Below are 12,130 nucleotides of genomic sequence, written 5' to 3'. Positions count from 1 at the left end.
AAAAACCCCGAATTACGGGGTTTATTATCTCTGGACCCTGATAGCTAAAACCTCTTAAGGTTATAGCAGAAAAACGAAATCGATTCTGTTCCGGGAATCGTCGTCTTTCAAAACTCGGTTATGGCGCCGGTTTAATCTGGGCGGCAATCCATCGATGGCCTGAGAAAATAACTCAAACCTTCGTCCAAGTTGGTTGCGGGGGCCGGATTTGAACCGACGACCTTCGGGTTATGAGCCCGACGAGCTACCAAGCTGCTCCACCCCGCGTCCGTAATTCTGAGAGCGATTATATCTCTCAGTGGTTACTCTTTCAAGTAACGGAAACAATGGTGCCGAGAAGGGGACTTGAACCCCTACACCTTACGGCACTAGCACCTCATGCTAGCGTGTCTACCAATTTCACCATCTCGGCAAATCTGTTAATTACTGAGGAATATCGCTATTTACAGGCGCTTGCTCAGTTGTATCAACAGCTTGTTCTTGTTGTGCTGGGGCACTTAAGTTTTCCCAGCCACTTGTTGCATCCGCTTGTTTTGCGCTTAAATTGCCCAGAACCAAGCTGATCACAAAAAATACAGTTGCAAAAATTGCAGTCATTCGGGTCAAAAAATTACCAGAGCCGCTGGCACCGAACAAAGTTCCTGATGCACCAGCCCCGAATGAGGCTCCCATATCTGCGCCTTTACCCTGTTGAACCAGAACCAGGCCAATTACACCAAGCGCAGCCAACAGATAAATCACAAGTAGAATTTCGTACATGGGTTCCACCTATGTTCCATAGTGTTGTGCCGGCTTTGCAACAGCAGTGCCAGCGCACCCCTTTGTCAGGAGCGAGGGAATACTAGCGAATGCCGACAGGAGTGACAAGCGATTTTTCTCAGAATGTAGTGATTGATGAATCGCTTGTGTAATAAATAAACAGTTTTCAGATAAGGATTCCGGTTAAAGACTGACAAACCGGAATCCCTTTCAAGGCAAGCTGTTAACAGCACTCTTTCACAGCAGCAGCAATCGACAAGGCCGAATCACTCACCAGAGTACCGTCTTCACCTTCAACCATGACACGAATGAGCGGCTCAGTACCAGATTTACGCAATAATACGCGACCACGCTCACCGAGTTTCGCTTCTGCGGCTGCTTTTGCGCTCAGTACCGCCTCAGATTCCAATGGGTTGGAATCGCCAGCGAAACGGACATTTTCCAGCACTTGCGGGAACATTGTCAGCCCTTCACACAAGGTTTTGAGTGACAATTTACTGCTGACAATTGAGGCCATCACCTGCAGGCCAGCCACTATGCCGTCACCTGTCGTCACTTTGTCCAGCACTATGACATGGCCAGAGTTTTCCGCGCCAATGGTCCACTGGTTTTTAACCAGCTCTTCCATCACATAGCGATCGCCGACCTGAGCGCGAACAAACGGGATACCCAGATTTTTCAGCGCCAGCTCCATCCCCAGGTTTGTCATTAATGTACCTACGACGCCCCCTTTTAGCTCGCCACGACGCAATGCATCACGGGCAATGATATACGCAATCTGGTCACCGTCGACCTTGTTACCGTCTTCATCGACCATGATCACCCGGTCACCATCACCGTCCAGTGCAATACCGAAATCCGCTTTTTCCTGCAGGACTTTAGCCTGCAAGGCGCGCACATCCGTAGCCCCGACCTCGGCGTTGATATTAATACCATTTGGCTCGCAGCCCAGTGTGATCACTTCCGCACCCAGCTCGCGAAAGACGTTCGGCGCAATGTGATAAGTGGCACCGTGAGCGCAGTCGACAACAACCTTATAGCCTTCCAGGCTCAAATGGGATGGAAACGTTCCCTTGCAAAATTCGATGTAACGGCCGGCCGCATCGTTAATCCGATAGGCTTTGCCGAGGCTGGCAGATTCGACACAGACCAGTTCTTTATCCATTTCAGCTTCGATGGCCGCTTCTACAGCGTCAGGCAGTTTGGTCCCTTCAGATGAGAAGAACTTGATACCGTTGTCATAATACGGGTTATGAGAGGCCGAAATCACAATGCCAGCTTCAGCACGAAATGTCCGCGTCAGATAGGCCACGGCAGGTGTCGGCATTGGCCCGGTAAATGCGGCCTGCAAACCAGCGGCGGCCAAACCGGCTTCCAGTGCAGATTCCAGCATATAACCGGAAATACGTGTGTCTTTTCCAATAATGACTTTTTTAGTGCCCTGCTGTGACAACACGCGGCCCGCCGCCCAGCCCAGTTTCAATACAAACTCAGGGGTGATGGGTGACTGGCCAACACGGCCACGGACACCATCGGTGCCGAAATATTTACGTTCAGCCATTAATATTCGCTCCTAGCGCTTTATTTTCCTGTTCAAGCGTCATACGGCAGACAGCCAGTACATCCTGTGTTTCACGGGTATCATGGACACGGATAATCTGGGCGCCTTTCATCGCTGCAATGGCAGCGCAGGCCAGGCTCCCTGCCAGTGCTTCCGCAGGTGTTTTATTCAGTAATTTACAAATCATGGATTTTCTGGACATTCCTACCAGCAGCGGTAAGCCAAACTGATGGAACTGCTCCAAATGTGCCAGCAACTGATAATTGTGTTCCAGGGTTTTACCAAAACCGTACCCAGGATCCAGCAACAGTTGATCACGACGAATACCGGCTTTTTCACAGGCTTGAATGCGCTCCGAAAGAAACGTATTCACATCTGACAGCAGGTCATCATAATGCGGCTGATGTTGCATTGTACGCGGTTGGCCCTGCATATGCATTAAACAAATAGGAACACCGGCAGCCGCAGCGGCTTCCATTGCACCCGGCTCAAGCAGTGCGCGAATATCATTAATTAAATCGGCCCCGGCATTGACGGTTTCAGTCATTACTTGCGCTTTACTGGTATCCACTGAGATCCAGCAATCAAATCGCTGGGCAATTGCTTCCACAATAGGCACAACACGGTCGAGCTCTTCCGCGACTAACACATCGGCCGCACCGGGTCGGGTCGATTCACCGCCAATATCAATGATACTGGTTCCGACGGCCAGCATGTCTTCAACATGTCTTAAGGCGTCGTCCAACTGATTGAATTTACCGCCATCAGAAAATGAATCCGGGGTGAAATTGAGGATTCCCATGGCATGAGGATAAGAAAGGTCTAATATTTTTTCTTTGCTTTTCAGTAACAAGGCCCATTACTCCTGACTGGGGGAGCGCTCATACTATACCGAGGCTCGCTTGTTTCTTTACAACTGAACTGAGAATATCTGACACAGCAGAAACAAAAAACCCCGAGTCACCCCGGGGTTTTATATTCACCGCCAGGCATCAGGCCTGCGGTTTATCATTTTCTTCGCTGTGGTGTGGCTGAACCTGCTCAGGCTTCTCAGCCGGCTTGTCGCTTGCCGCATCATTGGCTTTGTCTTGTGACTCAGGAGCTTCCGCTTTCAGGGTGTCATCTTTGTCACCCCAGCCTTTTGGTGCGCGAATTTCAGATTTACGCTCCATCAGGTCGTCAAGCTGACCCGCATCTATGGTCTCATACTTCATCAATGCATCTTTCATTGAGTGAAGAATATCCATATTACCCGCCAGGATTTCACGCGCTCGCTCATAGTTACGGTCGATAATGGCACGAACTTCAGTATCAATAGTACGCGCAGTATCATCAGACATGTGTTTTGTCTTAGTCACTGAACGACCCAGGAATACTTCACCCTCATCTTCCGCGTACAGCAGAGGACCCAATTTATCCGAGAAGCCCCACTGAGTAACCATTTTACGAGCAATATCAGTCGCACGCTCAATGTCGTTTGATGCACCGGTAGAGACTTTTTCTACCCCGTAGATCAGCTCTTCTGCCAGTCGGCCACCGTACAGGCTGGAAATCATCGACTCCAGATACTCTTTGGAGTGGCTGACGCGATCCTGCTCCGGCAGGTACATGGTCACACCCAGTGCCCGACCCCGAGGGATAATGGACACTTTATAAACCGGGTCATGATCCGGTACCAGTCGGCCAATAATGGCATGGCCCGCTTCGTGATAAGCAGTCGATTCTTTCTGCTCTTCAGACATCACCATAGATTTACGCTCAGCGCCCATCATGATCTTGTCTTTCGCCAGTTCGAATTCCACCATAGACACAGTACGCTTGTTGCCACGGGCAGCAAACAGCGCCGCTTCATTCACCAGGTTGGCCAGATCAGCACCAGAGAAACCTGGCGTACCACGGGCAATCAGTGATGGTTCAACATCCCCATCCAGCGGTACCTTGCGCATGTGCACTTTCAGGATTTGTTCACGGCCACGCACATCGGGCAGACCGACAACGACCTGACGGTCGAAACGACCAGGACGCAACAGGGCCGGGTCCAGAACATCTGGTCGGTTGGTAGCTGCAATCACGATAATACCTTCGTGACCTTCGAAACCATCCATTTCCACCAGCATCTGGTTAAGTGTCTGCTCACGTTCATCGTGACCACCACCAACGCCCGCACCACGCTGTCGACCTACTGCATCAATTTCATCGATGAAAATAATACAAGGTGCCGCTTTCTTAGCCTGTTCAAACATGTCACGGACACGGGATGCACCCACACCGACAAACATTTCGACGAAGTCAGAACCAGAGATAGTAAAGAAAGGGACTTTCGCTTCACCGGCGATGGCTTTGGCCAGTAAGGTTTTACCCGTACCAGGAGGACCTACCATCAGCACACCGGTTGGAATTTTACCACCCAGTTTCTGGAAGCGGCTAGGATCACGCAGGTAATCCACCAGCTCTTTCACGTCTTCTTTGGCTTCATCGCAGCCGGCAACGTCGTTGAACGTTGTTTTAATCTGGTCTTCACTCATCATGCGTGCTTTAGATTTGCCGAACGACATGGCACCTTTGCCACCTCCGCCCTGCATCTGGCGCATAAAGAAAATCCAGACCCCGATCAGTAACAGCATCGGGAACCAGGATATGAAGATAGAAGCCAGTAAGCTCGGCTCTTCCGGTGGTGTCCCAACCACTTTTACGTTGGCATTAATCAGATCGTCCAGCAATTTCTGATCATTCAGGACAGGCAAGTAAGTCACATAACGGGTGTTATCACGCTTAAATACCGTAATTTCACGATCACTGAACCGTACTTCCCTAATCTGATCCTGACCGATTTCCCGGACAAAAGTCGTATAGTCGACTTGACGGCCAGCACTATCTCCCGGACCGAAGCTCTGAAAAACAGACATCAGCACCACGGCGATGACTAACCACAAAATCAAGTTTTTTGCCATGTCACTCAAGGTGTTAACCTCGCGATAACTTTAAAGATGAATGTAGGGTACTACAGTTTATAACCTGTAGCCACAATATAGACTTCACGGGAGCGATCCCTGGATGAGTCTGGTTTACGGATTTTAACTGCCTTGAACATGCTGCGCACCTCAGCCAGATACTGATCGAAGCCTTCGCCCTGGAAAACTTTTACCGCAAAACTTCCATTGGGCGCAAGCACCTGCCTGCACATATCTAATGCTAGTTCAACAAGATACATTGCTCTAGGCTGATCTGACGCCAGATTGCCGCTCATGTTCGGCGCCATGTCAGACAAAACAACATCAACCATATCAGGCTGAATTCGCTCAAGTAATGCATCCAGCACAGCTTCTTCACGGAAGTCGCCCTGTAAAAAGCTCACACCAGGCAGGGAATCCATTGGCAGAATATCACAGGCAATCACTTGCCCTGAATCGCCAACAACACTGGCCGCATACTGAGACCAGCCCCCGGGTGCAGCACCCAGATCGACAACTGTCATCCCTGGTTTTAACAACTTATCTTTGCTCTGGATTTCCTCCAGTTTGAAAATGGCTCGGGAACGGTAACCCTTTTTCTGGGCTTCCATGACATACTTATCATCAAAATGTTCCTTCAGCCAGCGTCCAGAACTGGCAGAATGTTTCTTTTTACTCATGCATTACCCAATGCGAATCAACCCAACAGCCGATGGTTCCCGTTCTGGTTCAGCAGTACTACTTTTACTGTGGCCCAGAGTTGGCAGGAACACCAGCGTAACGAAACAACGTTAGTCATATTGACTAGATGGCGTTAGAATACCCTGTTTTCAACCCTTGTTATAGATATTGAGTCACCATGAATCTAAGCACCAAACAGAAGCAATACCTGAAAGGCCTTGCTCACAGCCTCAAGCCTGTAGTCCTGATGGGCGCCAACGGCCTGACTGAAGCCGTGCTGTCTGAAATCGAACTGGCCCTGAACCACCATGAACTGATCAAGGTGAAGGTTGCCGCTGAAGAGCGCGAAACCAAGCTGTTGATTGTTGATGCCATCGTTCGTGAAACTCAGGCTGAAAAGGTACAGGTTATCGGTAATATCCTGGTGCTGTACCGTCAGTCGGAAGACAGGAAAATCGAACTTCCCCGCAAATAAAAAAGGCCGCCAACGCGGCCTTTTTTACTTTTCAAGGCCCGGTTGCTGTTACATTTATTAACAATAAAGCACCAGGCCCTGACCATTAAACGTACTCGACCTTTTCGATCTCAAACTCTTTTCGGCCGCCAGGCGTGGCAATACTGACTTCATCACCTTCCTGTTTACCAATCAAACCACGGGCAATTGGCGAATTAACCGAAATCAGACCTTTCTTAATATCAGCTTCATCATCCCCTACGATGCAGTAAGTCACTTCACCGTCAGTATTCACATCCAGCAAAGTCACTGTGGAGCCAAAAATCACTTTTCCGTGATTCGTCATCTTAGTGACATCAATAACCTGAGCAACAGACAACTTATACTCAATATCGCGAATCTGTGCTTCACAGATCCCCTGCTCCTCTCGGGCCGCGTGATACTCCGCATTCTCTTTCAGGTCACCCAGCTCACGAGCTTCAGCAATGGCCTCTGTAATCTGTGGACGACGTTTCATCAAGGCGTCCAGCTCTTGACGCAGCTGCTGTTCGCCGCGGACTGTCATTGGGATCTTTTCCATAAAGTAATCTACCTCGAAACGCCAGAAAAGCAGGATTGCTTTTCGGACAAAAAAAAAGCCAGCCCAGCACAAGTCTGGGCTAACGCATGAATAGAAGAAACGGCTTTTCTGCCTAACAAGATACCTAATACACGACCTCGGATGCAACCTCTGTCTACAGCTTGCGGTTTAGTCGCTGTCTATCCATCATATTACGTTGCTTGCAGCCCTGCACAATTTCGCAGTGCGGCCGCCAGAAGCTGCTTTTGCCTGAGCTCCCTGCTGCACAAGCACGATGGTATTCGGAATAGGAAAATATATCTTACAGGATATTAACGAACTTTCATTGCCACTCTGCTCTCTTACCCCCTATGATTGCCAGTTAGGTTTACAACGGCTCTTCACCATTATGAAAAAGAAAGTTGGCTTATTTCTCGCTGCACTCGTGTTATCCCATTCGGTATTTGCCGAATTTTCTCCTGATGTGGCGATGACATCACTCCCCTCAGGGCATGATCTGGCTCTCATTATTACTGACCCGGCAACGGGCAACGCCATTTTCAGCCAGCGTGCTGAACAATTGCAGGCTCCCGCCAGCACTCAGAAACTGCTGACGGCCTTAGCTGCCAGACTGTACCTGGATCAAAACTTTCGTTTTACTACTCGGCTAGAGCAGAACAAAGAGCACTATATTATCCGCTTCAGTGGCGATCCAACGCTATCGCGTGGAGATCTTGCTGCTATGCTGCACGCTTTGAAGCAAAAAGGTGTACATCGCATCAAAGGGAATATCTACCTCAACGGCAGCCAGTTTACCGGCTACGAACAAGCATCCGGCTGGCCCTGGGATAGCCTTGGCGTCTGTTACAGTGCCCCGGCCAGCAGTATCACTCTGGAACACAACTGTGTTCAGGCGGCCTTATACAGTGACCAGCCACTAGGCCAGCCGACCCGGCTTCATATCCCTGCCCATCAGCCAGTCAGTGCCACCAGCTTTGCCAAAGTCGTCAGCAAAGCGCAGCAAAAATCCACCTTCTGTTCTTTGGAGCTGCAAACCCAGCCTGGCAACCATTACCAGCTCAACGGCTGCCTGCCGCAGCGGGACAAGCCCTTGCCGCTGAATTTTGCGGTCGTGGATACCGAGGCCTATGTCCGCGATGTGCTATTGCAAGAGCTCGACAGAAGAGGCATAGCTTTTGATGGCGAAATCCTGCGCGATGATACTCAAACAGGCCAGCAGATCACCAGTCACAGCTCTGCACCCTTACCGGCATTGCTGAAAATTATGCTGGAAGATTCTGACAACCTGATTGCCGATAACCTTGCCAAAACCCTGGGGCAGCGCTTCTATGATCAACCGGGCAGTTTTCACAATGGCACTGAAGCAATCAAGCAGATCATAGCTGAGCATACCGGTATCGATCTGAGCCGGGCGGTGCTGGCCGACGGTTCTGGCTTATCCCGGGACAACCGCATCATGGCCAGTGATATGATGAAAGTAATGACTTACATCTACCAGCATAATGACAGCCTGAACTTACTTGCTAATTTGCCCGTTTCTGGCGAATCGGGCACCCTGCGTTACCGCCAGAGTATCCGGCATGAGCCGCTGAAAAGTCGACTGGCCGCTAAATCGGGTTCTCTCTACGGCACTTTCAATTTAGCCGGCGTGATGACAGCCAAATCCGGCAAACCTTTATTATTTGTTCAGTTTGTCACTAACTATCTGCCACCAGAAAAAACAGAAGATGCCCCGGCTGTCATGCCGGAAATTTTCAGATTCGAACGTCAGTTATATACAGATCTGTATGAATCGTTTTAACCAGATACAAGCTTGAGCCGCGAGCTGCCATTCAGAATGGCACAAAAAAAGCCCGTCGTTTCACAACGACGGGCTTCTTATTGCTTTGTCAGGGCGCTGTTAAGCCTTGATCAGTCTTGCGTGAAGCTCTTGCACTGACGTCACCTTATTACGGTCATCCGCAGTCAGTGCCATACAAGTGGCAAACGCAGCATTCAGGGTAGTGGTGTAATTCACCTTCTCCAGCAACGCACCGCGGCGCAACACTTTAGAATCTTCAATCGCCTGACGGCCTTCTGCGGTGTTGATGATATAGCTGTACTCGTTGTTCTTGATACGGTCAAGAATATGAGGACGGCCTTCATGCACCTTGTTCACCAGGCGTGGATTAATCCCCGCTTCGCCCAGAATCACCGCAGTACCGTGGGTCGCATCCAGCTCGTAACCCAGCTTCACCAGCTTAGCAGCCAGGTCGACCACACGGCGTTTGTCATTATTACGGACAGACAGCAGTGCGCGGCCGGCATTTTCACGGCTGTGCTCTTTGCCACAGCCCAGTTCAGCCTTGGCGAAAGCTTCTGCGAACGTATCACCCACACCCATCACTTCGCCGGTCGAGCGCATTTCCGGACCAAGCAGCGGGTCGACACCCGGGAACTTGTTGAAAGGCAGCACCACTTCCTTCACTGAGTAGTAAGGAGGAATGATTTCCTTAGTGAAACCTTGTTGTTCCAGTGTCTGACCGGCCATCACACGCGCGGCAATTTTCGCCAGTGGTGCACCCGTTGCTTTGGAGACAAAAGGTACAGTCCGTGCGGCACGAGGGTTAACTTCAATCAGGTACACTTCGTTGTCTTTAACTGCAAACTGGGTATTCATCAGGCCGCGAACACCCAACTCAAAGGCCAGCTTCTCAACCTGACGACGCATTTCATCCTGAATTTCCTGGCTCAGGGTATATGCAGGCAGCGAGCAGGCTGAATCACCGGAGTGAACACCCGCTTGCTCGATATGCTCCATGATACCGCCGATCACCACACGCTCGCCGTCACAGATGGCATCCACATCCACTTCCGTGGCATCATCCAGGAAGCGATCCAGCAGCACAGGCGATTCGTTCGAGACGCTGACCGCTTCGTTGAAATAACGGCGCAAGTCATTTTCGTCGTACACGATTTCCATCGCACGACCGCCCAGTACATACGAAGGACGCACCACCAACGGGAAACCGATATCTTTCGATTTCTCAATAGCCTGTTCCATCGCTGTTACTGTCGCATTTTCCGGCTGCTTCAGGCCCAGGCGCTCAACAGCGGCCTGAAAACGTTCACGGTCTTCGGCGCGGTCAATCGCATCAGGGCTGGTACCAATAATTGGCACACCTGCCGCTTCCAGTGCACGCGCCAGTTTGAGCGGCGTTTGGCCACCGTACTGAACGATGACACCTTTAGGCTTCTCGACACGCACGATAGCCAGTACATCTTCCAGCGTAACCGGCTCAAAATACAGGCGATCCGAGGTGTCGTAATCAGTGGAAACTGTCTCAGGGTTACAGTTCACCATGATGGTTTCGTAACCGTCTTCGCGCAGGGCCAGCGATGCGTGTACGCAGCAGTAATCGAATTCGATACCCTGCCCGATACGGTTCGGACCACCACCCAGCACCATAATCTTGTCACGATCAGTCGGGTTGGCTTCACACTCTTCGTCATAAGACGAGTACATGTAAGCTGTGTCTGAAGAGAACTCAGCCGCACAGGTATCCACACGCTTATAAACAGGGTGAATATCGTGACGGTCACGTTCTTTGCGAATTTCCAGCTCAGCCACACCCAGCAGTTTAGCCAGTCGGGCATCCGAGAAGCCTTTGCGCTTCAGTTTACGCAGGAAATCGCCGGTCAGACCCGCAAAACCATCTTCTTTGACCTTGGCTTCCATTTGGACGATCTCTTCGATCTGTACCAGGAACCAGCGGTCGACATTGGTCAGGTTAAAGACGCCATCCACAGACAGCCCGGCACGGAAGGCATCAGCGATATACCAGATACGCTCAGCACCGGCTTCTTTCAGCTCGTGGCGAATTTTAGTCAGCGCTTCAGGATCGTCCAGATCCACCATTTCATCAAAGCCGTTGGCACCCACTTCCAGGCCACGCAGTGCTTTTTGCAGTGATTCCTGCTGGTTACGGCCGATGGCCATCACTTCACCAACAGATTTCATCTGAGTCGTCAGACGATCGTTGGCACCTGCGAACTTTTCAAAGTTGAAGCGTGGGATCTTAGTAACAACGTAGTCTATGGTTGGTTCGAACGAGGCCGGTGTTGCGCCACCCGTGATGTCGTTCATCAGCTCATCCAGCGTGAAACCTATCGCCAGCTTGGCGGCCACTTTGGCAATCGGGAAGCCGGTCGCTTTCGAAGCCAGGGCTGACGAGCGGGAAACACGCGGGTTCATCTCAATGATAACCATACGGCCATCTTTCGGATTAATACCGAACTGGACGTTTGAGCCACCGGTTTCCACGCCGATTTCGCGCAGTACCGCCAGCGACGCATTACGCATCAGCTGGTATTCTTTGTCCGTCAGCGTCTGGGCAGGCGCAACTGTGATGGAGTCACCGGTGTGAATACCCATTGGATCGAAGTTTTCAATGGCGCAGACGATGATGCAGTTGTCGTTCTTATCACGAACCACTTCCATCTCGTACTCTTTCCAGCCAATCAGGGACTCGTCAATCAGCAGTTCATTGGTCGGTGATAAATCCAGACCACGGCGACAAATTTCTTCAAATTCTTCTTTGTTATAGGCGATACCACCGCCTGTACCACCCATGGTGAAAGACGGACGGATGATACAGGGGAAGCCGACCATATCGAGGACTTTGTAGGCTTCTTCCATGGTTTTCGCGGTATCGGCGCGCGGACACTCCAGACCAATCGACTTCATGGCTTTATCAAAGCGTGAACGGTCTTCGGCTTTGTCGATCGCATCAGCCGTTGCACCAATCATTTCTACGCCGAATTCGGCCAGTACGCCGTGACGCTCCAGATCCAGCGCACAGTTCAGTGCAGTCTGGCCGCCCATAGTCGGCAGGACCGCATCTGGACGCTCTTTTTCAATGATCTTGCGTACAACTTCCCAGTGGATAGGCTCAATATATGTCGCATCCGCCATTTCCGGATCGGTCATGATAGTGGCCGGGTTCGAGTTCACCAGGATAACGCGGTAACCTTCCTCACGCAGCGCTTTACACGCTTGAGCACCTGAATAGTCGAACTCACACGCCTGGCCAATCACGATAGGACCGGCACCCAGAATCAGAACACTTTGTATGTCAGTACGTTTTGGCATCGTTTACTACTCC

Annotated in this window: 9 protein-coding genes and 2 tRNA genes; 2 read left to right on the top strand and 9 right to left on the bottom strand. The window is 50.8% G+C overall.

From position 1 onward, the window contains the following. Positions 1-190: 190 nt before the first annotated feature. The 7 genes from L6J37_RS01170 to rlmE all read right to left on the bottom strand — a co-directional run bounded on the left by L6J37_RS01170 (position 191) and on the right by rlmE (position 5,951). Positions 191-267: transfer RNA gene (locus L6J37_RS01170), tRNA-Met, on the bottom strand. 60 nt (positions 268-327) lie between these two features. Next, positions 328-412 (bottom strand) — tRNA-Leu (locus L6J37_RS01165). A gap of 11 nt (positions 413-423) precedes the next feature. After that, positions 424-759 (bottom strand): preprotein translocase subunit SecG, encoded by a 336-nt coding sequence (secG, locus tag L6J37_RS01160; protein ID WP_192015583.1) that lies wholly within the window; start codon positions 757-759, stop codon positions 424-426. Between the two features lie 223 nt (positions 760-982). Beyond that, on the bottom strand, positions 983-2,320 hold the full coding sequence (glmM, locus tag L6J37_RS01155) for a phosphoglucosamine mutase (protein WP_192015582.1): 1,338 nt from the start codon (positions 2,318-2,320) through the stop codon (positions 983-985). Beyond that, positions 2,313-3,173, bottom strand: coding sequence for a dihydropteroate synthase (folP, locus tag L6J37_RS01150; RefSeq protein WP_218383369.1), 861 nt, complete (start codon positions 3,171-3,173; stop codon positions 2,313-2,315). The genes glmM and folP overlap by 8 nt, the downstream gene beginning before the upstream one ends. Positions 3,174-3,312: 139 nt before the next feature. Next, entirely contained in the window at positions 3,313-5,271 is a 1,959-nt protein-coding gene (gene ftsH / locus L6J37_RS01145) for an ATP-dependent zinc metalloprotease FtsH (protein WP_192015580.1), read from the bottom strand. Between the two features lie 50 nt (positions 5,272-5,321). Beyond that, a complete protein-coding gene (gene rlmE / locus L6J37_RS01140) occupies positions 5,322-5,951 on the bottom strand; it encodes a 23S rRNA (uridine(2552)-2'-O)-methyltransferase RlmE (RefSeq protein ID WP_027253075.1) in 630 nt (209 codons plus the stop codon). 179 nt (positions 5,952-6,130) lie between these two features. Between rlmE and yhbY the strand changes: the two genes are divergently transcribed. After that, positions 6,131-6,427: a ribosome assembly RNA-binding protein YhbY gene (gene yhbY / locus L6J37_RS01135; protein WP_027253076.1), complete on the top strand. Its 297-nt coding sequence runs from the start codon at positions 6,131-6,133 to the stop codon at positions 6,425-6,427. A gap of 85 nt (positions 6,428-6,512) precedes the next feature. On the opposite strand, the gene greA is transcribed toward yhbY, so the two are convergent. Beyond that, entirely contained in the window at positions 6,513-6,986 is a 474-nt protein-coding gene (greA, locus tag L6J37_RS01130; RefSeq protein WP_192015579.1) for a transcription elongation factor GreA, read from the bottom strand. Positions 6,987-7,374: 388 nt separating this feature from the next. Here greA and dacB point away from each other — a divergent pair, with 388 nt between their 5' ends. Further along, complete coding sequence (gene dacB, locus L6J37_RS01125; RefSeq protein WP_237793827.1) at positions 7,375-8,787, top strand: serine-type D-Ala-D-Ala carboxypeptidase; 1,413 nt, start codon at positions 7,375-7,377, stop codon at positions 8,785-8,787. 99 nt (positions 8,788-8,886) lie between these two features. On the opposite strand, the gene carB is transcribed toward dacB, so the two are convergent. Further along, positions 8,887-12,117 carry a carbamoyl-phosphate synthase large subunit gene (carB, locus tag L6J37_RS01120; protein WP_237793826.1) on the bottom strand — a complete coding sequence of 1,077 codons (3,231 nt, stop codon included), beginning with the start codon at positions 12,115-12,117 and terminating at the stop codon, positions 8,887-8,889. Positions 12,118-12,130: the final 13 nt, after the last annotated feature.

It is taken from the genome of Photobacterium sp. WH77 (assembly GCF_022014395.1).
In the GTDB taxonomy this organism is placed as follows: domain Bacteria; phylum Pseudomonadota; class Gammaproteobacteria; order Enterobacterales; family Vibrionaceae; genus Photobacterium; species Photobacterium arenosum.
This window is presented reverse-complemented; position numbering and strand designations above follow the sequence as displayed.